The following is a 26244-nucleotide window of genomic DNA, read 5'->3' on the forward strand; positions in this document are numbered from 1 at the left end:
CAACGACGATATGCCGGCGCAGCTCATATCTGCCGACGGGGTGCCTCGCCAAAATGGACAAGACGGTCGGTCATCGTGCCGATCCCTTTGGCTGTCGATATCTTCCTCCCAACCCTTTTAACAAAATATGACAAGGAGCACTCGGATGAGGGCTGTACGTTTTCATGAGTATGGTGGTCCGGACGTCTTGACGGTCGATGAGGTCGAAATTCCCGAACCGCAGGCGGGGCAAGTGCGCATCGCGGTCAAGGCGGCCGGCGTCAATCCGATCGATTGGAAGCTCCGGGCAGGCTATATGCGCGAGCACATGCCGCTCACGCTGCCGGCCGGGACTGGTTTGGAAGCGTCAGGCGTGGTCGATGCCATCGGTGAAGGCGTGACCGGCGTGTCGGTCGGCGATGCCGTGTTCGGCAAGGGCCATGACACGATGGCCGAGTTCGCGATCCTGCACCAATGGACGCACAAGCCGGATGGCCTCTCGTTCGAGGAAGCGGCGGGGTTCCCGATTGCGGTCGAGACGGCGTCTCGGATCATCGACGAGGTCGGCGTGAAGCCCGGCGAGACGCTGCTGGTCAGCGGCGGCGCGGGCGGGGTAGGATCTGCGGCGATCCAGTTGGCCGCCAGCGCCGGCATCCGTACGATCGGCTCGGCGAGCGAGCCGAAGCATGCATATCTGCAGTCGTTGGGCGCCGTGCCGACGACCTATGGTCCCGGCCTGCGCGAGCGGGTGGCGGCGCTTGCACCTGATGGCGTGCAGGGTGCGCTCGACATCGCGGCCTCCGGTGCCATCCCGGATCTGGTGGCGATCACCGGTGACCCTTCCAAGGTCATATCGATCGCCGACTTCACGGCTGCGGAACATGGGGTGAGGAACTCGTTCGATCCAAGGGACGCGGTGCCTGTCCTGGAACGTGCCGTCGCACTGTTTGAGGCGGGATCCTTCCATTTGCCGGTTGAACGGACATTTCCGCTCGACCAGGTCGGCGCCGCGCATGAACTAAGCGCCCGGGGCCACGTCACGGGACGTCTTATCATCACGGTCGCTTGACTGTAGTCGCGAGGCGCTCCGCGCCTCGCTTTACGATCTTTGGCTGGCACGACTATCCTGCGTTCATGCTGGCAATTGACGCTCTTGCCACACAATCGCTATTCGGGCGAAGTGTCGTATCGATCTCGCGCCGTGCCGATGGCACCCTGGCTTCGCTCCACCCAGCGCACGAGCATCGTGAGCGGCTCGAAGATGGTGCGGCCGAGCTCCGTGAGTTCATATTCAACGCTCGGCGGATTGGTTGGGAAGACTGTGCGCAGAACCAGCCCATCCCGCTCCAGCGCCCGCAGGGTCTGCGACAACATCCGCTTCGAGATATCGGGAACTGCGCGGTTCACGTCGCTGAACCGGCGGGGACGTTCGGCCAGAGCGATCAGGACCAGCATCGTCCATTTGTCTCCCACGCGATCAAGAATTTCCCTGACCGCACAGGTGGATGGCTCGCGGGTCGTTCCAGAGCGCTCCGCAAACATCCGCGCGAGTTGCAGATGATGCGGAGTAAGCGCCGTGTCAGCGTGTTCCATGTCACTTTCTCTTCGTCTGCCTGTTTGCGATACATGTAGCAAACCCGCAAAGCCTATAACAGAAACCGACATGCGTGGCACGTAGATCAGAGGCCGACCCGGCTGAGATGTTCCTCGGGATAGCGTGCCCCTTCGATATGAATGTCTGCGGACCGGATCTCGCCGAGGTCATCGGCCGTCAGTTGCACCTCGAGTGCGCCGACATTTTCCTCGAAGCGCTCCAGCTTTCGAGTGCCGAACAGCGGGACGATCCAGGGCTTCTGTGCAAGCAGCCAGGCCAGCGCCACCTGCGCCGGAGTTGCGCCGTGCCTGTCGCCGATGGCCTTGATGAGATCGACGAGCCGCTGATTGGCTTTGCGGGCCTCCGGCGAGAATCGCGGAATAGAGTTGCGCATGTCCGATGTGTCCAGCGTGGTGTCCGCGGCGATCTTGCCGGTAAGGAAGCCCTTGCCGAGCGGACTGAAGGGCACGAGGCCGATGCCGAGCTCTTCGAGAGTCGGCAGGATTTCCGCCTCTGGCTCGCGTGTCCAGAGCGAATATTCACTTTGCAGCGCCGCCACCGGCTGGACCGCATGGGCACGACGGATCGACGACGGCCCGGCTTCCGACAGGCCGAACCAGCCGACCTTGCCCTCGCCGATCAAATCCTTCACCACGCCTGCCACGTCCTCCATCGGCACTTCCGGGTCGACGCGGTGCTGGTAGAGAAGATCGATGTGGTCAGTGCGCAGGCGCTTGAGGCTGCCTTCCACAGCCCGGCGAATATGGTCGGGCTTGCTATTGACACCACCGTGATGAGCACCGGTATCGGGATCGACATCCCAGCCGAACTTGGTCGCGATCTTGACTTTGCCGCGAACGGGCTGGAGCGCCTCGCCGACCATCTCCTCGTTGGTGAATGGGCCATAGACTTCCGCCGTGTCGAAGAAGTCCATGCCGCGTTCGACGGCGGCCCTGATCAGAGCGATCATTTCCGCCCTGTCCGGCAGTTCACGGGCTTTGCCGTATCCCATTGCGCCGAGCGACAGCGCCGAGACTTCCAGCCCTTGGCCTAGCTTACGTTTCTGCATAAAAATATCCTCCAGCTGCATGATTCAAGTTCAATGGAGTGCGGATGCACGTCGGTCCGCGGTGGGACTTCATGCTGGGCCGCCTCTCGGTCTACTTGTCCCGACTTGCAAACACGTCTTTGACGACGGGCATCGCCGAGAAAACGCAGGGCCAGCCGGTATAAAAGGCAAGATGCGTCAAGGTTTCCGATGCCTGCGCCCTGGTCAGCCCGTTATCCATCGCGCGATTGAGATGGTAGGTGATTTGCGCCACCTGACCGGATGCCACCAGCGCGCATACTGTGACGAGGCTGCGGTCGCGCGGCGCGAGTCCAGGTCGAAGCCAGAGATCCGTGAATAAAAGTTGTTCGGTGAAATCTACGACACCTTGCGAGACGTCGCCGAAATTGGCTTGGACGGCCTCGGCGCGCCTGGCTTCCGACGCTTGGTCAAGCGGAAGGAGGGTGACAGGCTCCTGCGGCAGTTGCCCTTCTCCTACGCCGCGCTCGGCGAAGATGTCCTTCATGATTTCCACCGCAAAGAATGCGTTCGGCCAGCCACTGTAGAAGGCGAGATGCGTCATGATCTCCGAGAGCTCGGTCGGTGTGACGCCGTTCTCCAGAGCCAGGTTGAAGTAGTGCGTCATACCAATCGTCTGGGCGCGGGCGATTAAAGCCGAGACCGTTACGATGCTCCGGTCTCTTGAAGATAGGCCCGGGCGTTTCCAGAGGTCGCCGACGATGGCGTTTCGGGTATAGTTTGCCAACGCTGGTGAAACGGTGCGGACGTCGTCGTTGGTCAATGCGGTGCGAAGGGTCGTCGAGGGTGACATTGTTATTCCAATCGATGTTATAAGATGGATCCAAGGCCAGGCCTAAAGCTTCTCGCTTTCGCCGATTCACGGCCGTCTCTGTCGAGGCAATGTCGGGCGGGATCAGACCTGGTGTTCGAATGGGATGATCCGAATAGTGGCTGATCTGGCACGTTCGCCAATCATCGAGCCGAGGTACGAACTCGTCGCGTATTTGCTCCGATACGCATCATCGATCGCCGCGTTGATCGCACCCTCGACGGACTCGAATACGACGTTTCTGGTTTTTCCGGCGGCAATGATCCGTCCGGTCTTCTGCTTGACCGCTGCCTGATACCATCGTGACCGTTGGCCATGATAGGCGCGGACGTAGAGCTGTCGATCCACAGTGACAGACCAAATCCAGGTCGGAGTGCCACAGGTCGTCCCGTCGTCGCGCAAGGGAGAGATGTGCAGGTCGTCGCTCTCAGCGATCTGTGCAAGCTCGAATTCTAACCAGGCCATTCGTTCGCCCTTGAATATAAGCCCTCGAATAAGCGGCTGCGTTCATGCCGCATCTAAAAACAATATAGTGCGTGCCATTTCCTTCGATTAGACGCTAAAATAATATTGAACTTATATCGGAGATCAATAAATGCGACGCGAAGAACTAGGCGACCTGATGGCCTTTCTGGTCGTGGCCGAGGAGAAGAGCTTTACCAAGGCGGCCGCGCGTCTTGGAACGTCGCAATCATCACTCAGCCTGATCATCAAGCGTCTGGAGGAGCGGTTGGGGATCCGTTTGCTGACCCGAACCACGCGCAGCCTGGCGCCGACTGCGGCGGGGGAAGGGCTGCTTTCTACCCTTGCACCCGCATTCGGCAATATCGAAGCCCAGCTCTCAGCCCTCACTGAGTTCCGTGACACGCCGGCCGGAAGTTTCCGGATCACTGCCGGCCAGCATGCAATCGACACCATCCTTTGGCCAAAGCTATCCAGGTTCCTTGCCGATTATCCCGACATCAAAGTTGAGTTGAATGCCGAGTCGGCCTTGACCGATATCGTCTCGGAACGTTTCGATGCTGGCGTGCGACTGGGGGACCAGGTTGAAAAAGATATGATTGCGATCCGGATCGGGCCGCTGGCGAGGATGATCGTCGTCGGCGCGCCATCCTGCTTTCATGATCGATCCCATCCCAAGACGCCACACGAACTGTCCCTCCACCGCTGCATCAACCTTCGCCTGCCAAGTTATGGCGGCTTCTATGCCTGGGAATTCGGGCGTGAGGGGCAAGAAATGCGGGTCAGGGTCGGTGGACAGGTGGCTTTCAATACCGTGCCGCAGCTGATCAAGGCTGCGCTGGATGGATTTGGTCTTGCCTATATTCACGAGGACGTTGTGCGTCGGTATCTGGATGACAAACGCCTCGTTCAGGTCCTGGATGATTGGTCACCACCGTTCCCCGGCTATCATTTGTATTACCCGTCTCGCCGACACCCCTCTCCAGCATTTATCTTGCTGGTGGAGGCGCTGCGGCATCACGACGCCAACTAGCTAGTGGTGGAAGAGCACGCTGGCGCCCTGATCCGAAGGTCCGACGGCGCGGCGGAACGGCGCGAAGAGTTCGCGGCCCATGCCGAATTCATTGTCGGAGAGATCGACGGTCACCGGTTCGCGCTCGGCCATATCGGCCGCATCGACGAGCAGCTCGAGCGTGCCTTTGATCGCGTCCAGGCGGATGATGTCGCCGTCACGGATACGGGCGATCGGGCCGCCGTCGACTGCCTCAGGCGTGACGTGGATCGCGGCCGGCACCTTGCCTGAGGCACCGGACATGCGCCCGTCGGTCAACAGCGCCACGCGAAAACCGCGGTCCTGCAGCACGCCGAGCGGCGGCGTCAGCTTGTGCAGTTCCGGCATGCCGTTCGCCTTCGGCCCCTGGAAGCGCACGACGGCGATGAAATCGCGGTTGAGCTTGCCTTCCTTGAAGGCGTCCTGCAGCGCCTGCTGGCTGTGGAAGATGATCGCCGGCGCCTCGATGATGTGGCGCTCCGGCTTGACGGCGGAGATCTTGATCACCGCCTTGCCGAGATTGCCGCGCAGCATCTTCAGCCCGCCATTCGCCTGGAACGGCGTTTCGATGCTGGAGAGAACCTTGGGATCCACGCTCTTCTCAGGCGACGGTTCGCGCCGGACGGCGCCGTTTTCACCGAGCCGGGCGTCGACCGTATAGGCTTGGAGACCCTGGCCGAAGACGGTGCGCACGTCGTCATGCACCAGTCCGTGCTTCAGGAGTTGCTTGATGAGGAAGCCCATGCCGCCGGCCGCCTGGAAATGGTTCACGTCAGCAAGTCCGTTCGGGTAGACGCGGGCCAGCAGCGGGACGATTTCCGAAAGCTCGGCAATATCCTGCCAGGTCAGCTGGATGCCGGCCGCCCGCGCCATGGCGACGAGGTGCAGCGTGTGATTGGTAGAGCCGCCGGTGGCATGCAGGCCGACGACGCCGTTGACGACCGAGCGCTCATCGATCATCTCGCCCGCCGGCGTGAATTCGTTGCCGAGCGCGGTGATCGCCAGCGCCCGCTTGGCCGCCTCGCGCGTCAGCGCTTCGCGCAGCGGCGTGCCCGGATTGATGAAGGAGGAGCCGGGCATGTGGAAGCCCATGATCTCCATCAGCATCTGATTGGAATTGGCGGTGCCATAGAAGGTGCAGGTGCCGGGGCCGTGATAGGACTTCGATTCGGCTTCCAGCAGCTCGGCGCGACCGACCTTGCCCTCGGCGAAGAGCTGGCGCACGCGCGACTTCTCGTCGTTCGGCAGGCCTGTCGTCATCGGACCGGCGGGAACGAAGATCGACGGCAGGTGTCCGAAGGACAGGGCCGCAATCACGAGGCCCGGCACGATCTTGTCGCAGACGCCGAGGAAGAGGGCGGCGTCGAACATGTTGTGCGACAGGCCGATGCCCGCCGACATGGCGATCAGATCGCGCGAGAACAGCGAAAGCTCCATGCCCGGCTGTCCCTGGGTGACGCCGTCGCACATCGCCGGCACGCCGCCTGCCACCTGCGCCACGCCGCCGGCCTGGGCGGCCGCCTCGCGGATGATCGCCGGATAGGTCTCGAACGGCTGGTGAGCCGAGAGCATGTCGTTATAGGCGGTGATGATGCCGAGATTGGGGATGCGGTCGCCGGCGAGCGCATCCTTATCGGCGGGGGAACAGACCGCAAAACCGTGCGCAAGGTTGGCGCAGCCGAGCACCGAGCGCTGCACACCCTGGGACGCGGCGGCGCGCAGCCGTTCTAGATAGCGTTCGCGGGTTGGTTTCGAGCGTTCGACGATGCGATCGGTGATCGCAGAAATGCGTGCATGAGCGGACATGGAAGATCCCTGCCTTGTTCGTTGTCTTAATCTGTTCGGCGGCTCTGGCCTGAATCTCGATCCGGATCGACGGCCGATCAGGGAGCCCAGTAGATCTCGACCGGGGAAGTGGCCCGGCGCAGAACGGCGCGGATCGGCATTTCTGCCTCTTCACCCTTGCCCTCTGCCTTGGCGAGAACGTCTTTTTTGCCTTCGCCCTCAATATGAAGAACCAGGAGTGCGGCATCCTGAAGACTGGAGAAGGTGAACGTCAGGCGTGGCTCGCCGGCCCCTTCCGCTTCCATGGTGATGATGCCGCGCGGCGTCGATGCATCGAGCGCCTTGGCAAGATTGCTGCCGCCGGGAAAAAACGAGGCGGTGTGGCCGTCGCCACCCATGCCGAGGATGACGATGTCGAAGGGGGAACTGATTGCCCTGGTCTTCTCGGTCGCAAGCCTTGCGGCCTCCTCCGCGGAGGCCGTGTCCTGATAGAGAGGCAGGAAACGCGCCGCCTTGGCTTTGTTCTGTAGGAGATTGGCATCGACCAGCAGATGGTTCGAGCGCGCATTGTCGGCCGGCACGAAACGCTCGTCGACAAGTGTGATCGTCACCTTGTCCCAGGCGATATCGCGCGTCGACAGTGCCTGGAAGAACAGCTTCGGGGTCGAGCCGCCGGAAACGGCGATGGACGCCGTTGCGCGGGCGGCGATCGCCGCCGAAAGCGTATCGGCGACCTTGTCGGCGAGACTGCCGGCGAGATCTGCGGGGCTGGCGAAGGAATGCAGGGTCGATGCCATCGGTTTCGTCCTAGATATCGTCATGCCAGGTGCGGCCGTCGCGCTCGATCAGCGCGATGGCCTGGCTCGGACCCCAGGTGCCGGCCGTATAGCCCTGCACCTGCTGGCCGGTGGTTTCCCAACCCTTGAGGATCGGATCCACCCATTTCCATGCGGCTTCGACTTCGTCGCGGCGCATGAACAATGTCTGGTTGGAGCGGATCACATCCATCAGCAGACGCTCGTATGCGTCGGGATTGCGCACGTTGAACGCCTGGGCGAAGCTCATGTCGAGCGAGACGTTGCGCAGGCGCATGCCGCCCGGGCCCGGATCCTTGATCATCAGCGACTGCTTGACGCCTTCATCCGGCTGCAGCCGGATAATCAGCTGGTTGGCAACGATGCGTCCGGCCGCCTGGTCGAAGATCGCATGCGGGATCGGCTTGAAGGTGATGACGATCTCGGACATGCGTCCGGTCAGGCGCTTGCCGGTTCTGATGTAGAAGGGAACGCCCGCCCAGCGCCAATTGTTGATCTCCGCCTTGATGGCGACGAAGGTCTCGGTGTTCGAGACGCCGCCTTCGAGCTCTTCGAGATAGCCCTTGACCGGGCCGCTGCCCGATGCGCCGGCGCGATACTGGCCGCGGACCGTCGCCTGCTCGACATTGGAGGCATTGAGCGGCTTCAGCGCGCGCAGCACCTTCAGCTTTTCGTCGCGAACGGCTTCCGAATCCATCGACGATGGCACTTCCATCGCCGTCAGGCAGAGCAGCTGCAGGATGTGGTTCTGCACCATGTCGCGCAATGCGCCTGCCGTATCGTAATAGCCGGCGCGGCCCTCAAGGCCGACTGCTTCAGCCACGGTGATCTGGATGTGATCGATATAGTTGGCATTCCACAGCGGCTCGTACAGCGCGTTGGCGAAACGCAGCGCCATCAGGTTCTGCACGGTCTCCTTGCCGAGATAGTGGTCGATGCGGAAGATCTGTTCTTCCTTGAAGGCACGGCCGATCGTGTCGTTGAGCTGCAGCGCCGAGGCGAGATCGCGGCCGATCGGCTTCTCGACGACGATGCGGGTCGACTTGGTGATCAGTTTGTGGTCGTGGATCTTCTGCGAAATGTCGCCGAAGATACCGGGCGCGACCGCGAGGTAAAAGGCGCGCACTCGATCCTTGCCCTCGTCGAGCAGCTTCTTCAGCTGATCCCAGCCGGTATCCGTGCGGGCGTCGACCGAGACGTAGTAGAGGCGGGCACAGAATTTCTCCACCTCCGCTTCGTCGTATTCACCCTTCTTCAGGTGCTCGTTCAGCGCGTCTTTGGCGAATTTGCGGTATTCCTCGTGCGTCAACGGGCTGCGCGAGGCGCCGATCACGCGGGTCGGTTCCGTAAACTGGCCTTCGATCTGGCGATGATACAGCGCGGGCAGAAGCTTGCGTTCGGCTAGGTCGCCGCTGCCGCCGAAGACGACATAATCAAAAGGCTCAACGGGAATGATCTGGCTGCTCATGAGCTTGTCTCTCAATCAGGCTGGTTGGCGGCTCTTTTAATCTAATCGATTTAAAAAAGCCAGTGTGCGGTGCAATGAATCTCTCAGGCGCCGGTTTTAGAGCGAATTTCCGGAAGAGGAAATCCGCAATCGGACTAAAATTTGTCGCGAAGCGCAAACCACGACAAGGCGAGGAAAAGCAACGGCGCCCGCATGCCGGCGCCGCCGGGAAAGGCAGGAATATCGAGCGATGTGAAGAGGTCGAGATCACCGGATTTTCCAAGCACCGTTTCCGCGTAGAGCTTGCCACAGTAGTTTGACAGCATGACGCCATGGCCGGAATAACCGCCGATCGAGATGACGCCGGGCATGACCTCGCGCACGAAAGGCTGGCGCGGCATGGTGATGCCGACGCTGCCGCCCCAGGCATGGGTGATCTCGATATCCTTCAGATCCGGATAGATCTCGGCGATCTGTCGGCGGATGTGCTCGGAAATGTCCCTCGGATTGTCCGATGTATAGGCCTCGCGTCCGCCAAACAGCAGCCGGCCGTCGCCGAATTTGCGGAAGTAGCGCACGACGAAGCGCGAATCGGCCACGGCCTCGCCGCCCGGCAGGACATCGGGATGCCCTTCGAGCGGGGCTGTGGCGCCGATGAAGGAGCGGATCGGCATGACATGTCTTGCGGTCACTGGTTCGAGGCCGTCGATATGGCCATCGCAGGCAATCAGCGCCCGATCGGCGGTGATCGTTCCCCTTTCGGTTTCGATCGTCACCTTGCCGCCACCCTGGCGGATCGCCTTTGCCGCGGTCATCTCGAAGATCGCAGCACCGGCATTGGCGGCGACCCGGGCCAGCCCCACCAGCAGCTTCAGCGGATGGATGTGGCCGGTGCCGACATCGCGCACGCCGCAATGAAACCGCTTCGAACCGAGCCGCTCCTGCGTTTCCTTCTCATCCATGAAACTGATGTGCGGATAGTCGTAACGCAGCGCGGCGATCTGGGCATTTTCGTAATAGGCGCGTTTGTAGCTCGCCTTGTGCGCGACGTTGAGCTGGCCGGGCACATAGTCGATCTCGATCTGGTGCTCGCGGGCGAAATCGATCAGATGGCGCTTGGCCGCCTCGGCAAGATTAAACAGCGCCTTCGAGCGTTCGTAGCCGATCTTCTCCTCGAGTTCTTCCGGCCACCATCGCTGGCCGGTGCCAAGTTGGCCGCCATTGCGCCCGGACGCCCCGTCACCGAAGCGGCAGGCTTCGATCAGCACCACCGAGACGCCTGCCTTGGCAAGATTATAGGCGGCCTGCAGGCCGGTATAGCCGCCGCCGATGATGGCGACGTCTACTGTTCTCGAGCCGTCGAGGGCGGCATAAGTCGGCCGCTCCCCGATGGTTGCCTGATACCAGGATAGTCCCGGCGAGATCGGGCTCTGCCACATCTCCTGCGATGCCATGACGGTCCCTCACACGTTGAGCAGAAGGAATTCCCGCTCCCAGGGGCTGATCACCTGCATGAAGGTCTCGAACTCGCCGCGCTTGACGCCGGTATAGAGGCCGATGAACTGCTTGCCGAAAATCTCCTCGAAGGCGGGCTCGTCCTCGAGCAGCGCCACGGCTTCCAGCAGGCCACGCGGCAGGTCGATCGAGCCTTCATTGGCCGAATCCTCCGTCGGCGCCGTCGGCTCAATCTGCTTCATGATGCCGAGCAGGCCGGCGGCGAGCGAGGCGGCAAGCGCCAGATAGGGATTGGCGTCCGAGCTCGGGAGCCGGTTTTCGACGCGCCGCGCCTGCGGATCGGAAACCGGAACGCGGAAGGCCGTCGTCCGGTTGTCGTAACCCCAGGCATTGTTGACCGGGCAGGACATATCAGGCTGCAGGCGCCGATAGGAATTCACGTAGGGCGCAAGCATCGCCATCGTGCTCGGCACGAATTTCTGCATGCCGCCGATGAAATGGAAGAATTCCTTCGAAGCCGATCCGTCCGCATTGGAGAATACGTTTTTACCCGTCTCGATATTGACCACCGATTGATGGATATGCATCGCCGAACCCGGCTGGGCCTGCATCGGCTTGGCCATGAAGGTCGCATAGATGTCGTGCTTCAGCGCCGCCTCACGGATCGTGCGCTTAAACAGGAACACCTGGTCGGCAAGTTCGATCGGATTGCCGTGGCGCAGGTTGATCTCGAGCTGCGCCGGTCCCTCTTCGTGGATCAGCGTATCGATCTCGAGCCCCTGCTTCTCCGAGAAATGGTAGATGTCGTCGATCAACTCGTCGAATTCGTTGATCCCGGCGATCGAATAGCCCTGGCCGCCGAGGATCGAGCGGCCGGACCTGCCCTTCGGCGGGTGCAGCGGATAGTCGGGGTCGACATTCTTGGCGACCAGGTAGAATTCGATCTCGGGCGCCACGATCGGCTTCCAGCCGCGGTCGTGATAGAGGCTCAGGATCCGTTTCAGCACGTTGCGCGGCGTATAGGGCACTTCGCCGCCGTCGGAATCGACGATGTCGCAGATCACCTGCGCCGTCGGGTCGGTCTCCCAGGGCACGACCGAAAGCGTCGAAAGGTCGGGCATCAGCTTCAGGTCGCTGTCGCGCGGCTCGTAGCGGAAGCTCTCCGTCTCCTCCGGGTACTCGCCCGAAATCGTATGCCGGTAGATCGCCGAAGGCAGCGCCAGCGAGGTGTTCGAGGTGAATTTCGAGCTCGGCATCATCTTGCCGCGCGGAACGCCGGCAAGGTCCGGCGTGATGCATTCGATGTCTTCGATGCCCCTGTCCCTCAGCCACCGCGCTGCTTCCTTCCAGTTCGCAACGCCGCGCAGGGATCCGGGGTCCGGAGGAGTTTTCTTCGAGGCGGGTACGTTTCTGGCAGGCTTCAGCGTCGTCTTTTTTGGGGACATGACACACCGGTCTGGTTGATCGTGGCGCCATCATAACCGGACTTTGCCAATTGGCGAGAGGTTGAGAACGTTGACTTTCGCCCTTTGATGGAAAAGAAGACGCTGTCTTGATCGAGGAAACGGATTTGCAGCGCAAAAGCGACGTCATCGTCATCGGCGCCGGGGCGGCGGGCATGATGGCGGCTATCCGGGCCGGAAAACGCGGCCGCTCGGTCGCGATCCTCGACCATGCAAGGGCGCCCGGCGAGAAGATCCGCATATCGGGCGGCGGCCGCTGCAATTTCACCAATATCCACGCCGGACCGAAGAATTTCCTCTCCGCCAACCCACATTTCTGCAAGTCGGCGCTCGCTCGATTCACGCCCGCCGATTTCATCGCCATGGTCGACCGGCACGGCATTGCCTGGCACGAAAAGACCCTGGGCCAGCTCTTCTGCGACGATAGCGCCAAAGACGTCATCCGCATGCTGCTCGCTGAGATGCGCAGCACCGGCGTGCAGCTGGATCTCGGCACCGAGATATCAGCCGTCGAAAAGGTGGAGGCGGGTTTTCGCGTCAAGACCGGTGACGATAGTTTTGAAGCATCGTCGCTGATCGTCGCGACTGGCGGCAAGTCGATCCCGAAGATGGGCGCCACCGGCTTTGCCTATCGCCTCGCCGAACAGTTCGGTCTTCCGGTGCTTGAAACCCGCCCCGGCCTCGTGCCGCTGACGCTCGATCCCGGCTTGCTCGAGGCCATCGCCCCGCTCACCGGCATTTCCGCCCCGGCCGAAATCCGCCATGACAGGACCGCCTTCCGCGAAGCGCTGCTGTTCACCCATCGGGGCCTCAGCGGACCCGCCATCCTGCAGATTTCCTCCTACTGGCGCGAAGGCGACGAAATCGTCGTTTCGATCGAGCCGGATATCGACATTGCAGCACATCTGAAGACGGCAAAGCAGCGCAATGGCCGCCAGTCCCCGCAGACGGCGCTTGGCGACATCCTGCCGAAACGGCTGGCCCAATTTCTCGTCGAGCGCGAGAAAATCGCGGGCAATATGGCGGACCTGCCTGATAAGGCGCTGCTGCGCCTTGCCGCGAGCGCCCAGAGCTTTGCGGTCAAGCCGTCCGGCTCGGAAGGTTACCGCACCGCCGAAGTGACGCTTGGCGGTATCGATACGGCAACGCTTGATTCACGCAGCATGGAAGCAAAAACCGTGCCTGGGCTCTATTTCATCGGCGAATGCGTCGACGTCACCGGCTGGCTCGGCGGCTATAATTTCCAATGGGCCTGGGCCTCCGGATTTGCCGCCGGCGAATGCGCGTAAACCGAATGCATGTCGCCCGGAAGTCTGTAGCGGTTCCGGGACAACGACATGCATAAAACAAAGGACTAAAGCGCGTCGCATGAATCAAATTTGACGCGACGCGCTTTAAGGAAATACCGATTCAAAACTTCTTAATAGAGGTGCGCCATCCTGTCTCAATTGGCGGTCTGCAAAGCTGTTCCTAAATAAGCTTTACCAGCAAGCCGTTTTGTTGGATTGTTGTGTCAGACAGAAGTGAGGTTTCCAGCATGACCAGAAACACACGACGCGCCCGCGCCATCGCAATTGCCGAGGCAAAGCCGAACGCCCGGATGGTCACCCTGCGTTATCTGATGCTGGCAGTCGGCGCCACCGCCGCCAGCCTGGCGCTGCTGCTCTCGCACTTCATCTGACCCTGTCTTCAGGTCTGCAACGAATGTCACGGCACGGGCGTTACCGCCTCGCCGCATTGCGGCTTACAAAATTGCAACTATTTCACCGCCTTGGCTTAATCCGCCGCAACCGCTTATCCGAAAATTAATATCTAATCTGACACAATTGCCCGCGAATATTTGGGCATCTCCAAGTTGTTTGGACATGAACTGGCAATGACTGCCGCCTGGCTTCCAGGTTCCCCAATGTAAATTAAGAACAGCTCGATGTGCACCCGGCTGGCGCCAAATGGCCGCCTGCGGGAGGAGTGGTGTATGAAAGGCCCGGAACGCCATGTTGATTGACAAGATTCTTTCCCGCTTCAGGATCAAGACGAAGGTCCTGATCTTCGTTCTGCCTTTCGTCGTCACCATTTCGGCGGTGGGCCTGACGGGCCTTTACGCTTCGGGACTGCTGCAGGGCCGCATGGAAATATCCAACAGCGTGCTGCAGTCGCTGAGCGGCTTCAAGGATCTCTACGGTTCGATGGACGATTTCCTGCGCGTCACCAGCCAGCAGGCGCGCGACAAGCTGCTTACCGATCTGACTACCCAGCAGGGCGTGCTCGAACAGACGCTGAATCAGGTTGGTGAAGAAGCCGCCGGCCGCGACAGTCTTGCCGAAGCAGCCCGCCGCACCAAGGACATTTCTGGCGTCGTCGGCAAACTCTGGGGTTTGCATGAGCAGGAGCAGGCGCTGCATGAGCAGATCGACGCGGCGCAGAAGAGCCTGATCAGCACCCGCTTCACGGTCTCCTACCAGGCTGAGGAATTGCAGACCGCGCTTCAGAACGACGAGGGTGCCGCCACCATCACCCTTCGCACCGCCGACCGGCTGCTGAAGGGCGGCGATTTCCTCGGCACCGTCGCCAGCGGCTACAGCAAGCCGCAGACGCCGGAGGACAAGATCGCCTTCATCAACGAACAGATGCCTGCGATCGTCAAATCCCAGCGGCTGATCGCCATCTCGGTTCCGACCAACCAGAAGAACGTCATCGACGCCCTGGCCGCGACCATCGACAGTATCAAGGCAATCACTGCGATGCCCGCTCCGACCGACGAGAACATCGCCGAACTCGGCCGTCTCGTGTCGCGCTTCCGCCAGACCTCGACCTATACGCAGCTGACCGCGACGCAGAAGATGCGCGAAGCGACACAGCGTTTCGCCGAGCTCGAGGGCCGCATCGGCCAGACCAACTCCGTCCTTCAGGATACCCGGCGTCTCGAAAATTCCGTCTATTCGCTGCAGATCGTGCTTTCCGATTTCCTCGCCAACTCCAGCAAGGAAAATCTCGTGCGTCTGCAGCAGCAGGCCGGCACGCTCGGCAAGGACATGCAGGTGCTGATCACCAGCGCCAAGGGCATGGGCTTTGCCGAAGGCATATCCGGCGCAATCCAGCCTGCACTCGACGCCATCTCCGGCGGCGGCTCGAAGATCGTCGATACGATCGGCGAGCGCGTCACCGCCTATGCCGCTGCCCGCCAGGAGCTCGACCAGATCTGGACGAAGCTGACCGATTTCGCCGAGCTGCAGAAGCAGACGGCCGGTACCGAGCGCACCCAGGCAAACGGCATCTCCGTCATCACTACCGGTTTCGGTATCCTCCTGTCGATCCTCGGCGGCATCGCCCTGGTTCTGACGCTGCAGCGCCCGATCAGCCAGATCACCGCCGCCATGCGCCGCATCGCCGAAGGGGCGCTGGAGACCAGCATTTCCGGCGAGCAGCGTCACGATGAAATCGGCGACATGGCCCGCGCGCTCGGCATCTTCAAGGAAAATGCCATTTCGAAGATCCGCATCGAAGAGCAGAGCGACGAGGAACGCGCCGCCGCCGAACATGAGCGCCAGCGCAACGACGCCGACAAGCGCGAGATGGATCGCCAGATCGAATTCGCCGTCAACGCGCTCGCTGCCGGCCTCGAACGCATGTCGCAGGGCGATATATCGACGACGATCGAGACGCCCTTCATCGGCCGTCTCGAACAGCTGCGCCAGGATTTCAACGGTTCGATGATCCGCCTGCAGGCGACGATGAGCCAGATCCGCGACAATGTCGAACTGATCCAGGGCAACGGCAACCAGATGGCCCAGTCGGCCGAGGATCTCTCCAAGCGCACCGAACAGCAGGCTGCCTCGCTCGAAGAGACCGCAGCCGCCGTCGACGAGATCACCGTTACAGTCCGCTCCTCTGCCGAACTCGCCAAGGATGCCGACCAGATCGTTCGCCAGGCCAAACGCAGCGCCGACGATTCCGCCGTCGTCGTCAGCAATGCGATCGATGCGATGGGCCGCATCGAGGATGCCTCGCGCCAGATCGAGCAGATCATCGGCGTCATCGACGAGATCGCCTTCCAGACCAATCTGCTGGCGCTGAATGCCGGCATTGAGGCGGCCCGCGCCGGTGAAGCCGGCAAGGGCTTTGCAGTCGTCGCGATGGAAGTCCGCGAATTGGCCCAGCGTTCCGCCGCCGCGGCGCAGGAGATCAAGGGTCTGATCAACAAGTCGACCAACGAGGTCAGTTCCGGCTCGCAATTCGTGCAGGAGACCGGCACGGTGCTCGCTAAGATCAGCGCCCAGATCGTCACGATCAGCCAGCATGTCGAGATGATCGCCCGCGCCAGCCACGACCAGTCCAATGCACTGCAGAGCGTCAACGCGACGGTCAATCAGATGGACCAGATGACGCAGCAGAACGCCGCCATGGTGGAAGAGACGACAGCTGCCAGCCGTGAACTGGCCGACGAGGCGGGTTCGCTGCGGCGTCTCATCCAGCAGTTCAAGATCGATGGCGAGGCGGGCGAGGCGCAGGTCTACCGCGCCGCCTGATCGTTGATCTCATCATCACGAGAACGGCCCTGGCTTCCGGGGCCGTTTCGCGTTTCGTATAGGGGCATGCTGTGGCCCTGATTTACAGAAAATTTTCCTTAACGCTTTTCGTCTACTTTAGCCCCGGTCTTCTGCCGGGGGTTTTGATGCTGCGCCTTTTCTCTACGTCGATCGTCCGCCAGATCGTCGCGATCACACTGTTTCTGCTGGCGATCAGCACCGCCGCCATTGTCGGCGTGACCTATTACAATCTGAGCCGTTATGTCATGGACGGCGCCGTCGCCGATGCCAGGGATGCCACCCGCGCCATGGCCGTGCTCTACGGCGCGGCCGATCAGGGCGCCAGGGTCGAGCTGAAGGATGACCGGCTCTCGACAGTCACGGAAGACGCCATTCCGGCCCTCGCCGATCACTCGCTGGTCGACCGGACCGCGCAGTCGATCGCCGGCGTTGCCACGATCTTCCAGAAGCAGGGTGGCGACTACGTCCGCATCTCCACCAACGTCAAGAAGGAAAACGGCGACCGCGCCGTCGGCACCAAGCTCGTTGCCGAGCATCCCGCTCAGCCCGTGCTCGCCAGGGGCGAGGCCTATTACGGCCAGGCGGAGCTATTTGGCCGCAAATTCATGACCGGCTATTTCCCGATCAAGAACACGTCGAACGCCAATGTCGGCATTCTCTTCATCGGCATTCCGATGGAGGTCTATTACCAGCGTATGTATGAGCTGCAGATGCTGGTTCTCGGCGTCGGCGCCATTGTCATGCTCATTGTCGGTGTTCTCGCCTTCTATGCCATCCGCCTGTCGGTGAAGCCTTTGCAGGCGCTGACCGCGAGCGTTCACGCAATCTCCTCCGGCGATCTCGATGGAGCGATCCCTTGTGTCGGCAAGAAGAACGAGTTCGGCGACATCGGCCGGGCCCTGGCGCTTTTCCGCGATAGCGCCCGCGCCAGGCGCGACCTGGAAACGCAGGCTGCCGAACAGCGTGCCTTGAGCGATGCCGAACGCGCCAGGAACGACGCCGACAAGCGCTCGCTCGACGGCCAGATCGACTTTGCCGTCAACCAGCTTGCCGCCGGCCTCGGACGCCTGTCGCAGGGCGATGTCTCGCAAACGATCGGCACGCCCTTCGTCGGCCGGTTGGAGCAGTTGCGCGTCGATTTCAACGCCTCCCTCCTGCGGCTGCAGGACACACTGTCCGGTATCCGCGACAGCGCCTCGACCATCCAGCGTAACAGTGGCGCCGTCTCGGCCTCCGCCGGCGAGCTTTCGAAACGCACCGAAGCGCAGGCGGCAAACCTCGAGGAGACCGCCGCGGCTGTCGAGGAGATCACCGTCACGGTTCGCTCGTCCGCCGAGCGTGCCCGCGAAGCCAATAATGTCGTCGCCGCGACCAAGAAGACGGCCGACAATTCCGGCGCCGTCGTCGGCGATGCCGTCGCCGCCATGGACCGCATCGAAGAGGCCTCCCAGCGCATCGAGCAAATCATCGAGGTGATCGACGATATCGCCTTCCAGACCAACCTGCTGGCGCTCAATGCCGGCATCGAGGCGGCCCGGGCCGGTGAGGCAGGCAAGGGTTTTGCCGTCGTCGCCCAGGAGGTCCGCGAACTTGCCCAGCGTTCGGCCGACGCGGCGCGCGAGATCAAGTCGCTGATCGAAACATCCAGCCGGGAAGTGACGGTCGGCTCCGAACTAGTCCAGAAGACCGGCAGCGTCCTTGCCTCGATCAGCCAGGAGATCATCGCGATCAGCGGCCATGTCGAGACCATCGCCACTGCAAGCCGCGATCAGTCGGCCGCCTTGCAGGAGGTCAACGGTTCCGTCAACGCCATGGACCAGATGACCCAGAAGAACGCCTCGATGGTGGCCGAAACCACCCAGGCAAGCCGCCTGCTTGCCGGCGAGGCCGATACGCTGATGGCGCTGATCGACCGCTTCCGCATCATCGCAGAGCCCGCTCACCTGGGGACAAGGAAAGTCGCCTGAGAAACGTGGCGGCAGCCGCCGCCGGATTGCGCCGCAGCTTTCCGCCGCCGCCCTACTTTTGATACGACGCGCTTTGGGCTGATGTCGAGCGAGGTCAACCAGGCGCCGAAGCGAATGAGGCTGTTGTCTCCGAACTCGGCGTAGAATTGATCCTCGTCCGCCCTGCCGCCGCCTGGCCTGCGGATGTGCCGATATCCCTGGATGCCTGCGATGGTGATCAAGTCGATCATGGCGATGTCCTTTCTGTAGAAGACATCTCCTGATTTAGGCATCGAATATCTCTTCATAAACAGGGAAAATCCCGCTATGTTTTTCATCGATGAAAAACGCGAGTTGGGATTCCTATCAGCTTTTCCTGCAGGTCGCCCGGCTCGGCGGCCTGACGGGGGCAAGCACGGCAAGCGGGCTCAGCCCTGCGACCGTCGGCCGGCGCATGCTCGATCTCGAGCAGGAGGTCGGCCGCGCTTTATTTTCGCGCAGCCAGACCGGCTACCGCCTGACCCAGGATGGCCAGGCGCTGCTCGATCACCTTCAGGAGATGGAGGCCGCCGCCCGCAAGGTGGAAGCCTGGCGGCAATCCGGCGAGGGAGGCACGACCGTGAGGATCGCCGCCGGCACCTGGGTCGCCTGGCTGCTGACGGAGAATTTCGCCGCCATCCGCATACCGGGTGATGGCTTTGCGATTTCGCTCACCATCGGTGAGGCGCGGGCGAGCCTTGCCTATCGCGAGAGCGATATCGGCATTCGCGCCTTCGAGCCGGAGGAGGCCAATCTTGCCGCCCGCCGGCTCGGCGAGGTGGCCTATGCCATCTATATCAGACGCAACGCCGCCGAGATCGATGAACGCTGGATTGCCGTTGCCGAGGAGGAGGCGATATCGGCTTACCTGCGCTGGCCGCACGCCAATGCCACAGCCGGGATCGTCGCCACCGTCAACCGGCCGCGTTCGCTGCCGGATCTGGTGCGCGCCGGCGCCGGCAAGGCCGTGCTTCCCTGTTTCGTCGGCGATCTCGACCCTGAATTGCAGCGCCAGGGCGGCGAGTTACCGGAACTGCGCCACGCCCAATGGATCGTCATGAACGCCGAGGATCGCCATCGCCCGGAGATCCGCACAGTCGCCGACCGCATGACCAAGCTGATCAGAAGTTATGCCGATCTCTTCGCCGGAAAACGTCCGAGCCGCGGCTGACGTACTTTGAAGCGCCCGCGCCCTTTCCAGGATGCGCGGGCGTTCTCCTCAATGACGGTTGGTGACAACGACGGGAATGAGCAGATCGCCCCAGTTGCCGTCGCCGCCATGATGGCGGGCCGAGCGCACCAGCTCGACCGAGACGCCGGCCTCGACGGCTTTCATGACCGATTGGTTCAGCCGATGCAGGTCGTTGGCGAGCGTGCGGATCGTCGTCTGCTGGTCCTCGCTCATGCTGGTCGCCTGTTCCTCGGCCCGTTCCCTGACGCGTGAAATGGATGCCATGATCTTCTCCTTCTCTTGAGGTTATTCCGCAGCCGGTTTGAACTGCGCGTGTTCGGTCGAGCCGTGCATCGCCGTGGTCGACGACCGGCCGCCGGTGATGGCGAGCGACACGGCATCGAAATAGCCGGTGCCGACCTCGCGCTGATGTTTGGTGGCGGTATAACCGTTGACCTCGGCGGCGAATTCCGCCTGCTGCAGCTCGGAATAGGCCGACATCTGCCGCTGCCTGTAGCCGCGCGCCAGCTCGTACATGCCGAAGTTCAGCTGGTGGAAGCCGGCGAGCGTGATGAACTGGAACTTGTAGCCCATCGCCCCGAGTTCGCGCTGGAACTTTGCGATCGTCGCCTCGTCGAGGTTCTTCTTCCAGTTGAAGGACGGCGAGCAATTATAGGCGAGCAGCTTGCCGGGATGGACCTTGTGCACGTCTTCGGCAAAACGCCGTGCCTGATCGAGGTCGGGCTTCGAGGTCTCGCACCAGATGAGATCGCAATGCGGCGCATAGGCCACAGCCCGGGCGATGCAGGGCTCGATGCCGTTTCTGACCTGATAAAAGCCTTCGACGGTGCGCCCGGCATCATAGTCGACGAAGGGCTGGTCGCGCTCGTCGATATCTGATGTCAAAAGCTTTGCCGCTTCCGCATCGGTGCGGGCGATGACGAGCGTCGCCACGCCCATGACGTCGGCGGCAAGCCTGGCGGCGTCAAGATTGCGGATATGGGCGGCGGTCGGGATCAGCACCTTGCCGCCGAGATGGCCGCATTTCTTCTCCGAGGCGAGCTGGTCCTCGAAGTGAACGCCGGCAGCACCCGCCTCGATATAGGCCTTCATGATTTCGAAAGCGTTGAGCGGCCCGCCGAAGCCGGCTTCCGCATCGGCAACGATCGGCGCGAACCAGGTCTCGACCGAAAGCCCCTGGGCTTCTGCGGTCTCGATCTGATCGGCGCGCTGCAGCGTGCGGTTGATGCGTTTGGCAAGCTCCGGCCCGGCATTGGCCGGATAGAGCGACTGATCCGGATACATCGCCGATGCCGTATTGGCGTCGGCCGCCACCTGCCAGCCGGAGAGATAGATCGCCTTCAGCCCGGCGCGCACCATCTGCATGGCCTGATTGCCGGAAAGCGCGCCAAGCGCATTGACGAAATCCTCCTCGTGCAGGAGCCGCCACAACCGGTCCGCCCCCAATTCGGCTAGCGTATGGCGGAGCGCCACCGAACCTCTGAGCCGCTGTACGTCATCGGCCGAATAGGGCCTTTCGATGCCGTCGAAGCGGCCTGCCGATGAATTTGGAACAAGCTTGTAAAAATCCGTCATGCTGCTCTCCTCACTAAAAGTCCGACAAAAGCGTGCTGATGACAAGATTGACAACGGAACGCGATATGGCCAGAAAAACCTTTGATTTCCTGGACGGAAAGAGGTTAAGATGACGAGGATTGACAGAGCGGCGCTGTGAATTTGTAAAAGATTGTAAATAAAGCGCTCCTCCCTTGTCAAAGGGTGTGCCATGGCGGAACGGAAGATATTCGCAGGCCCGAAAGTCAGGCGCATCCGCAATGCGCTGGCGCTGACCCAGACCGCCATGGCCGAAGCCCTTGAAATATCGCCGTCCTACCTGAACCTGATCGAGCGCAACCAGCGGCCGCTGACGGTGCAGCTCCTTCTCAAGCTTGCAAGCGTCTATAGGGTCGACCTGGAGGAGTTGCGCGGGCAGACCGGCGGCAGTCTCGGCCAGCTCAAGGAAGTCTTTGCCGATCCGCTGCTTTCGGGTGAATTGCCCGGCGACCAGGAATTGGTCGAGGTGGCCGAGGCTGCACCCAATGCTGCAAGCGGCATGATCAAGCTTTACCGCGCCTATCGCGAGCAGGCGGCAAGGCTGTCGGACCTGACGGCGCTGATGGCCGCCGAAGGCCATGCGCCTGTTGCTGCCGGCCGGTTGCCGCTCGACGAGGTGCGCGAGACACTGGAGCGCAGGTCTGCCTATTTCGGGCGGATCGAGACGGCGGCGGAAGCCTTTGCCGCGACGCTCCCCGGCGGCCTCGATCTTGCCGCCGGCCTCAAGGATTGGCTGCGCGCCGAGCGCGGCATCGCGGTGCGTGTCCTGCCCGTCCACGTCATGCCGGATCTGCGCCGCCGTTTCGATCGCCATTCGATGCGGCTTTTCATCTCGGAACGCCTGTCACAGGCGGACCGTGCGCACGAGATCGCTGTCGAGGCCTCAACCCTCGCTTTGCTGCCGGCCATCGATGCCGAACTCGACGATCTCTCGCTCTCCTCGGCCGAGGCCCGCCGCATCGCCCGTTTCGAGCTTGCCCGCATTGCGGCCTTAGCACTCGCAATGCCCTACGAAGCCTTTCTGTCTGCGGCGAAGGCAACGCGCTACGATATCGATATTCTCAGGGCGCGCTTCGGCGTCTCCTTCGGCCATGCCGCCGCCCGCCTGACGATGCTGCAGCGGCCCGGCGCGGCCGCCACCCCCTTCTTCCTGATCGAGATCGATGCCGCGGGCCACAGGCTGCGCCGGGCGGGCGCCCAGGGCTTTCCGCAGGCCCGTTTCGGCGGCGGCTGTCCGAAGCTCAACATCCACGCCGCCTTCCTGCAGCCGGGCCAGATTCTCGCCGAAACGGTGGTCATGCCTGACGGCGCATCTTTCCTGACGGTCGCCCGCACTCTGGAGGGGCCGAGCGTCGAATTCGGCGAAAGGCTGCGGCGCACGGCGATCCTGATCGGCTGCGACGCCGCCCTTGGCGAGGCTCTGGTTTACGGCCAGGTAACGGCGCTCGATGCGGTTGAAGTCGGTCCGGCCTGCCGCCTTTGCGAGCGGCGTGGCTGCCTTTCCCGCGCCGAACCGCCGGTGACGCGGCCGCTCGGGCTCGACGAGATGGTGGCGGGGCTCAGCGCCTTCGATTTCCAGTGATTGTGAAATCATTGAGCGCACAGGATTTTGCGCTTGTGAGCTGTGAAATTCCTTCTTAGTCTGCAGGCAAAACCAGAGGGAAAAGACGTCCGGGGGTGCGGGCGCTTTGAACAAACAGGAGAAGTCATGAGGTCAATCATTCCAAGCGTGACGGCCGCCGCCGTTGCCGCGCTCCTTGCCGCCGCGCCGGCCCTTGCGCAGGAGCGTGTGGTCAACGTCTACAACTGGTCGGACTATATCGACAGTTCCATCCTTGAGGATTTCACCAAGGAAACCGGCATCAAGGTCGTCTACGACACCTTCGATTCCAACGAGACGCTGGAAACCAAGCTGCTGGCCGGCGGTTCGGGTTACGACGTCGTCGTTCCCACGGTTTCCTTCATGCAGCGCCAGATCGCCGCCGGCGTCTACCAGAAGCTCGACAAGTCGAAGCTGCCGAACCTCGTCAACATGTGGGACGTCATCATGAAGGGTGTCGCGTCCTTCGATCCCGGCAACGAATACAGCGTCGACTACATGTGGGGCACGACGGGCATCGGCTACAATGTCGACAAGGTCAAGGCGGCCCTCGGCACCGACGAAAAGCCCAATTGGGATGCGTTGTTCGACCCGGCGAAGGCGGCGAAACTCAAGGATTGCGGCATCTATATGCTGGATTCCCCGACGGATGTCGTGCCCTCCGTGCTCGCCTATCTCGGACGCAATCCCAATAGCACCGATCCCGCGGATCTGAAGAAGGCCCAGGAGGTCCTCGTTGCGGTTCGTCCCTTCGTGCGCAAGTTCCATTCCTCGGAATATATAAGCGCCCTTGCGAACGGCGATATCTGCATAGCACTCGGTTATTCCGGCGACATGTTCCAGGCCCGCGACCGCGCTAAGGAAGCCAATGCCGGCGTCAAGGTGGATTATTCGGTCCCGTCGCAGGGCGCGCAGATCTTCTTTGACGTCTTCGGCATTCCGAAGGATGCGCCGCACGTGGCGGAAGCCCATGAATTCATCAACTACATGATGAAGCCGGAAGTGATCGCGAAGGCCTCGAACTTCGTCTTCTACGCCAACGGCAACAAGGCGTCGCAGCAGTTCCTCGACAAGGAGGTCCTCGACGATACGGCGATCTACCCGACGCCGGAGGTGATGGCGAAGCTCTTCACCGTTCCGCCGCTCGATCCGAAGACACAGCGGCTCGTGACGCGGCTATGGACCACCGTGGTCACCGGCCAATGATCTGATCGCGGCCCGGACGGAAACGTCCGGGCCTTTTTTTGACGATCCCGGCTGGGCGAAACCGGGAACAAAAGCCGAGAACAAAAGCAAAGAATGTATTTCCGGGGAACAATATGAAGTCTTTAGGCAATATTCGCCGCTCTTTCGCACCTTGGACTGATCCGTCCGCCAAGCCCTTCATTTCCATCAAGAATGTCACCAAGCGTTTCGGCGATTTCACCGCCGTCGATAACCTGTCGCTTGATATCTATCACCGCGAGTTCTTTGCACTGCTCGGCGCCTCCGGCTGCGGCAAGTCGACGCTTCTGCGCATGCTTGCCGGTTTCGAGCAACCGACCTCGGGCGAAATCGTGCTCGACGGCACTGACATGGCAGGCACGCCGCCCTATCGCCGCCCGGTCAACATGATGTTCCAGTCCTATGCGCTTTTCCCGCACATGACGGTCGAGAAGAACATCGCCTTCGGCCTCAGGCAGGACGGCATGGCGAAGGACGAGATATCAGAGCGCGTCTCGCAGATGCTGAAGCTCGTCAAGCTCGAGCAGTTCGCCTCCCGCAAGCCGAACCAGCTTTCCGGCGGCCAGCGCCAGCGCGTGGCGCTGGCCCGTTCGCTTGCCAAGCGCCCGAAGGTGCTGCTGCTCGACGAACCGCTCGGCGCGCTCGATAAGAAGCTGCGCGAGGAAACCCAGTTCGAACTGATGGACCTGCAGCAGAGCCTCGGCCTCACCTTCGTCGTCGTCACCCACGACCAGGAAGAGGCGATGACCATGGCCGATCGTATCGCCGTCATGAGCCACGGCAAGGTCGTGCAGGTGGCGACGCCGGCGGAGATCTACGAGGCGCCGAATTGCCGTTTCGTCGCGGATTTCATTGGCGACGTGAACATCTTCGACGGAAAAGTTGCCTCATCGGGCAACGGCACCGTCGAGATTGCCGTCGATAGCGGCTTCAGCGTGCGTGTCGCCGCTTCCGAAACACCCTCGGCAGGCAGCGCCGCCGGCTTCGCCATCCGGCCGGAAAAAATGCGGGTCGGGCGGACGCCTCCCATCAACGCTTCGGTCAACGCCGCCAGAGGCGAACTCTGGGATATCGCGTATCTCGGCGACATGACCGTCTTCCATGTGAAATTGCAGAGCGGCAACATCGTCAAGGCCTCATCCCTCAATGCGCAGCGCTCCGTCGACGACCCCTTCACCTACGATCAGGACGTCTGGGTCTCCTTCGACGAGAATGCCGGCGTCCTGCTGAAGGATTGACATCATGGGCAAGCTCACGTCCGGCCTCTACAATCGCCTGGTCATCGTCATCCCTTATGCTTGGCTGCTGCTCTTCTTTCTGGCACCCTTCTTCATCGTCTTCCGTATTTCGGTATCGGCGACGGCGATCGCCATGCCGCCCTATGAGCCCGTCTTCTCTTTCACCGACGGCTGGGCCGGCCTCTGGAGCAAAATCGGCGATCTCTCCTTCGACAATTACAGCTACCTCACCGACGACCCGCTCTATTTCAACGCCTATGTCTCGAGCGTGGTGATCGCCGGGATTTCTACCTTCCTGACGCTGCTGATCGCCTATCCGATCGCCTACGGCATGGCGCAGGCGCCCCGTGGCCTTCGCCCGACCCTGGTGATGCTGGTCATCCTGCCCTTCTGGACGAGCTTCCTGATCCGCGTCTACGCCTGGATAGCCATCCTGAAGCCGGAAGGCCTGCTCAACCAGCTCTTGCAGTCGCTGCACATAATCGACACGCCGCTGATCATCCTCAACACCAACACCGCCGTCTATATCGGCATCGTCTATTCCTATCTGCCCTTCATGGTGCTGCCGCTCTATTCGGCTTTGGAAAAGATGGACGATACGCTGATCGAGGCTGCCCAGGATCTTGGGTGCACGCCGATCCGGGCATTCTGGCGCGTCACCTTCCCCCTGTCGCTTCCCGGCGTGGTGGCGGGCTGCATGCTGGTCTTCATCCCGGCCGTCGGCGAATTCGTCATTCCCGACCTGCTCGGCGGATCGCAGACGCTGATGATCGGCAAGACGCTATGGAGCGAGTTCAACTCGAACCGCGACTGGCCGGTCTCCTCGGCAGTGGCGACCATCCTTCTGCTGATCCTGGTCATCCCGATCGTCTTCTTCCAGAATGTCCAGGCCAAGGCCGAAGAGCGGGGGAAATAA

The 26244-nt window shown here is 61.8% G+C and carries 23 protein-coding genes; 11 read left to right on the plus strand and 12 right to left on the minus strand.

Annotated features, from left to right (window positions below; all coding sequences use genetic code 11):
- The first annotated feature begins 145 nt into the window (after positions 1 to 145).
- Positions 146 to 1048 (plus strand): NADP-dependent oxidoreductase, encoded by a 903-nt coding sequence (locus HJB89_RS20695; protein ID WP_221150464.1) that lies wholly within the window; start codon positions 146 to 148, stop codon positions 1046 to 1048.
- 98 nt (positions 1049 to 1146) lie between these two features.
- On the opposite strand, the gene HJB89_RS20700 is transcribed toward HJB89_RS20695, so the two are convergent.
- From HJB89_RS20700 to HJB89_RS20715, 4 genes are all read right to left on the minus strand, one after another.
- Positions 1147 to 1572: a helix-turn-helix domain-containing protein gene (locus HJB89_RS20700; protein WP_221150465.1), complete on the minus strand. Its 426-nt coding sequence runs from the start codon at positions 1570 to 1572 to the stop codon at positions 1147 to 1149.
- 86 nt (positions 1573 to 1658) lie between these two features.
- Positions 1659 to 2642 (minus strand): aldo/keto reductase, encoded by a 984-nt coding sequence (locus tag HJB89_RS20705; RefSeq protein WP_221150466.1) that lies wholly within the window; start codon positions 2640 to 2642, stop codon positions 1659 to 1661.
- Positions 2643 to 2733: 91 nt separating this feature from the next.
- Positions 2734 to 3423 carry a carboxymuconolactone decarboxylase family protein gene (locus HJB89_RS20710; protein WP_311044376.1) on the minus strand — a complete coding sequence of 230 codons (690 nt, stop codon included), beginning with the start codon at positions 3421 to 3423 and terminating at the stop codon, positions 2734 to 2736.
- 132 nt (positions 3424 to 3555) lie between these two features.
- Positions 3556 to 3936: a DUF2255 family protein gene (locus HJB89_RS20715; protein WP_221150468.1), complete on the minus strand. Its 381-nt coding sequence runs from the start codon at positions 3934 to 3936 to the stop codon at positions 3556 to 3558.
- Between the two features lie 130 nt (positions 3937 to 4066).
- On the opposite strand from HJB89_RS20715, the gene HJB89_RS20720 reads away from it, so the two are divergent.
- Complete coding sequence (locus HJB89_RS20720; protein ID WP_221131252.1) at positions 4067 to 4966, plus strand: LysR family transcriptional regulator; 900 nt, start codon at positions 4067 to 4069, stop codon at positions 4964 to 4966.
- On the opposite strand, the gene edd is transcribed toward HJB89_RS20720, so the two are convergent.
- The 5 genes from edd to HJB89_RS20745 all read right to left on the minus strand — a co-directional run bounded on the left by edd (position 4967) and on the right by HJB89_RS20745 (position 11931).
- Positions 4967 to 6790 (minus strand): phosphogluconate dehydratase, encoded by a 1824-nt coding sequence (gene edd, locus HJB89_RS20725; protein WP_221150469.1) that lies wholly within the window; start codon positions 6788 to 6790, stop codon positions 4967 to 4969.
- A 77-nt stretch (positions 6791 to 6867) separates the two neighbouring features.
- Positions 6868 to 7566, minus strand: a complete 699-nt coding sequence (pgl, locus tag HJB89_RS20730) for a 6-phosphogluconolactonase (protein ID WP_221116069.1) — start codon at positions 7564 to 7566, stop codon at positions 6868 to 6870.
- A 10-nt stretch (positions 7567 to 7576) separates the two neighbouring features.
- Positions 7577 to 9052: a glucose-6-phosphate dehydrogenase gene (gene zwf / locus HJB89_RS20735; RefSeq protein ID WP_007633233.1), complete on the minus strand. Its 1476-nt coding sequence runs from the start codon at positions 9050 to 9052 to the stop codon at positions 7577 to 7579.
- Positions 9053 to 9186: 134 nt separating this feature from the next.
- A complete protein-coding gene (locus HJB89_RS20740) occupies positions 9187 to 10485 on the minus strand; it encodes an FAD-binding oxidoreductase (RefSeq protein ID WP_221150470.1) in 1299 nt (432 codons plus the stop codon).
- 9 nt (positions 10486 to 10494) lie between these two features.
- A complete protein-coding gene (locus HJB89_RS20745) occupies positions 10495 to 11931 on the minus strand; it encodes a glutamine synthetase family protein (protein WP_207582980.1) in 1437 nt (478 codons plus the stop codon).
- Positions 11932 to 12038: 107 nt separating this feature from the next.
- Here HJB89_RS20745 and HJB89_RS20750 point away from each other — a divergent pair, with 107 nt between their 5' ends.
- From HJB89_RS20750 to HJB89_RS20765, 4 genes are all read left to right on the plus strand, one after another.
- Entirely contained in the window at positions 12039 to 13238 is a 1200-nt protein-coding gene (locus HJB89_RS20750) for an NAD(P)/FAD-dependent oxidoreductase (RefSeq protein WP_221150471.1), read from the plus strand.
- Between the two features lie 248 nt (positions 13239 to 13486).
- A complete protein-coding gene (locus HJB89_RS20755) occupies positions 13487 to 13630 on the plus strand; it encodes a hypothetical protein (RefSeq protein WP_207582982.1) in 144 nt (47 codons plus the stop codon).
- A 313-nt stretch (positions 13631 to 13943) separates the two neighbouring features.
- Positions 13944 to 16475: a HAMP domain-containing methyl-accepting chemotaxis protein gene (locus HJB89_RS20760; protein WP_221150472.1), complete on the plus strand. Its 2532-nt coding sequence runs from the start codon at positions 13944 to 13946 to the stop codon at positions 16473 to 16475.
- Between the two features lie 146 nt (positions 16476 to 16621).
- Complete coding sequence (locus tag HJB89_RS20765; RefSeq protein ID WP_207582984.1) at positions 16622 to 18463, plus strand: methyl-accepting chemotaxis protein; 1842 nt, start codon at positions 16622 to 16624, stop codon at positions 18461 to 18463.
- On the opposite strand, the gene HJB89_RS20770 is transcribed toward HJB89_RS20765, so the two are convergent.
- A complete protein-coding gene (locus HJB89_RS20770; RefSeq protein ID WP_207582985.1) occupies positions 18436 to 18693 on the minus strand; it encodes a hypothetical protein in 258 nt (85 codons plus the stop codon). The genes HJB89_RS20765 and HJB89_RS20770 overlap by 28 nt on opposite strands.
- A gap of 89 nt (positions 18694 to 18782) precedes the next feature.
- On the opposite strand from HJB89_RS20770, the gene HJB89_RS20775 reads away from it, so the two are divergent.
- Positions 18783 to 19652, plus strand: coding sequence for a LysR family transcriptional regulator (locus HJB89_RS20775; protein ID WP_207582986.1), 870 nt, complete (start codon positions 18783 to 18785; stop codon positions 19650 to 19652).
- A 48-nt stretch (positions 19653 to 19700) separates the two neighbouring features.
- Here HJB89_RS20775 and HJB89_RS20780 read toward each other — a convergent pair whose 3' ends face one another.
- Complete coding sequence (locus tag HJB89_RS20780) at positions 19701 to 19937, minus strand: hypothetical protein (protein ID WP_221150473.1); 237 nt, start codon at positions 19935 to 19937, stop codon at positions 19701 to 19703.
- Positions 19938 to 19958: 21 nt separating this feature from the next.
- Positions 19959 to 21248, minus strand: coding sequence for an isocitrate lyase (gene aceA, locus HJB89_RS20785; RefSeq protein WP_221150474.1), 1290 nt, complete (start codon positions 21246 to 21248; stop codon positions 19959 to 19961).
- A 190-nt stretch (positions 21249 to 21438) separates the two neighbouring features.
- Here aceA and HJB89_RS20790 point away from each other — a divergent pair, with 190 nt between their 5' ends.
- From HJB89_RS20790 to HJB89_RS20805, 4 genes are all read left to right on the plus strand, one after another.
- The gene (locus HJB89_RS20790; protein WP_221150475.1) at positions 21439 to 22848 is read left to right on the plus strand and encodes a short-chain fatty acyl-CoA regulator family protein; all 1410 of its coding nucleotides are present in this window, start codon (positions 21439 to 21441) and stop codon (positions 22846 to 22848) included.
- Between the two features lie 126 nt (positions 22849 to 22974).
- The gene (locus tag HJB89_RS20795) at positions 22975 to 24072 is read left to right on the plus strand and encodes a polyamine ABC transporter substrate-binding protein (RefSeq protein WP_207582989.1); all 1098 of its coding nucleotides are present in this window, start codon (positions 22975 to 22977) and stop codon (positions 24070 to 24072) included.
- A 113-nt stretch (positions 24073 to 24185) separates the two neighbouring features.
- Positions 24186 to 25328 carry an ABC transporter ATP-binding protein gene (locus HJB89_RS20800; RefSeq protein ID WP_207582990.1) on the plus strand — a complete coding sequence of 381 codons (1143 nt, stop codon included), beginning with the start codon at positions 24186 to 24188 and terminating at the stop codon, positions 25326 to 25328.
- A 4-nt stretch (positions 25329 to 25332) separates the two neighbouring features.
- Positions 25333 to 26244, plus strand: a complete 912-nt coding sequence (locus HJB89_RS20805) for an ABC transporter permease subunit (protein ID WP_209887663.1) — start codon at positions 25333 to 25335, stop codon at positions 26242 to 26244.

This window comes from Rhizobium sp. NZLR8, from assembly GCF_019685025.1.
Lineage (GTDB): Bacteria > Pseudomonadota > Alphaproteobacteria > Rhizobiales > Rhizobiaceae > Rhizobium.

Excerpts from the sequence above, each read along its gene's own strand:
- HJB89_RS20695 (WP_221150464.1), top strand. The coding sequence starts at position 146 with ATGAGGGCTGTACGTTTTCATGAGTATGGTGGTCCGGACGTCTTGACG.
- HJB89_RS20700 (WP_221150465.1), bottom strand. The coding sequence starts at position 1,572 with ATGGAACACGCTGACACGGCGCTTACTCCGCATCATCTGCAACTCGCG.
- HJB89_RS20705 (WP_221150466.1), bottom strand. The coding sequence starts at position 2,642 with ATGCAGAAACGTAAGCTAGGCCAAGGGCTGGAAGTCTCGGCGCTGTCG.
- HJB89_RS20715 (WP_221150468.1), bottom strand. The coding sequence starts at position 3,936 with ATGGCCTGGTTAGAATTCGAGCTTGCACAGATCGCTGAGAGCGACGAC.
- HJB89_RS20720 (WP_221131252.1), top strand. The coding sequence starts at position 4,067 with ATGCGACGCGAAGAACTAGGCGACCTGATGGCCTTTCTGGTCGTGGCC.
- edd (WP_221150469.1), bottom strand. The coding sequence starts at position 6,790 with ATGTCCGCTCATGCACGCATTTCTGCGATCACCGATCGCATCGTCGAA.
- pgl (WP_221116069.1), bottom strand. The coding sequence starts at position 7,566 with ATGGCATCGACCCTGCATTCCTTCGCCAGCCCCGCAGATCTCGCCGGC.
- zwf (WP_007633233.1), bottom strand. The coding sequence starts at position 9,052 with ATGAGCAGCCAGATCATTCCCGTTGAGCCTTTTGATTATGTCGTCTTC.
- HJB89_RS20740 (WP_221150470.1), bottom strand. The coding sequence starts at position 10,485 with ATGGCATCGCAGGAGATGTGGCAGAGCCCGATCTCGCCGGGACTATCC.
- HJB89_RS20745 (WP_207582980.1), bottom strand. The coding sequence starts at position 11,931 with ATGTCCCCAAAAAAGACGACGCTGAAGCCTGCCAGAAACGTACCCGCC.
- HJB89_RS20755 (WP_207582982.1), top strand. The coding sequence starts at position 13,487 with ATGACCAGAAACACACGACGCGCCCGCGCCATCGCAATTGCCGAGGCA.
- HJB89_RS20760 (WP_221150472.1), top strand. The coding sequence starts at position 13,944 with ATGTTGATTGACAAGATTCTTTCCCGCTTCAGGATCAAGACGAAGGTC.
- HJB89_RS20765 (WP_207582984.1), top strand. The coding sequence starts at position 16,622 with ATGCTGCGCCTTTTCTCTACGTCGATCGTCCGCCAGATCGTCGCGATC.
- HJB89_RS20770 (WP_207582985.1), bottom strand. The coding sequence starts at position 18,693 with ATGATCGACTTGATCACCATCGCAGGCATCCAGGGATATCGGCACATC.
- HJB89_RS20775 (WP_207582986.1), top strand. The coding sequence starts at position 18,783 with ATGAAAAACGCGAGTTGGGATTCCTATCAGCTTTTCCTGCAGGTCGCC.
- HJB89_RS20780 (WP_221150473.1), bottom strand. The coding sequence starts at position 19,937 with ATGGCATCCATTTCACGCGTCAGGGAACGGGCCGAGGAACAGGCGACC.
- aceA (WP_221150474.1), bottom strand. The coding sequence starts at position 21,248 with ATGACGGATTTTTACAAGCTTGTTCCAAATTCATCGGCAGGCCGCTTC.
- HJB89_RS20790 (WP_221150475.1), top strand. The coding sequence starts at position 21,439 with ATGGCGGAACGGAAGATATTCGCAGGCCCGAAAGTCAGGCGCATCCGC.
- HJB89_RS20795 (WP_207582989.1), top strand. The coding sequence starts at position 22,975 with ATGAGGTCAATCATTCCAAGCGTGACGGCCGCCGCCGTTGCCGCGCTC.
- HJB89_RS20800 (WP_207582990.1), top strand. The coding sequence starts at position 24,186 with ATGAAGTCTTTAGGCAATATTCGCCGCTCTTTCGCACCTTGGACTGAT.
- HJB89_RS20805 (WP_209887663.1), top strand. The coding sequence starts at position 25,333 with ATGGGCAAGCTCACGTCCGGCCTCTACAATCGCCTGGTCATCGTCATC.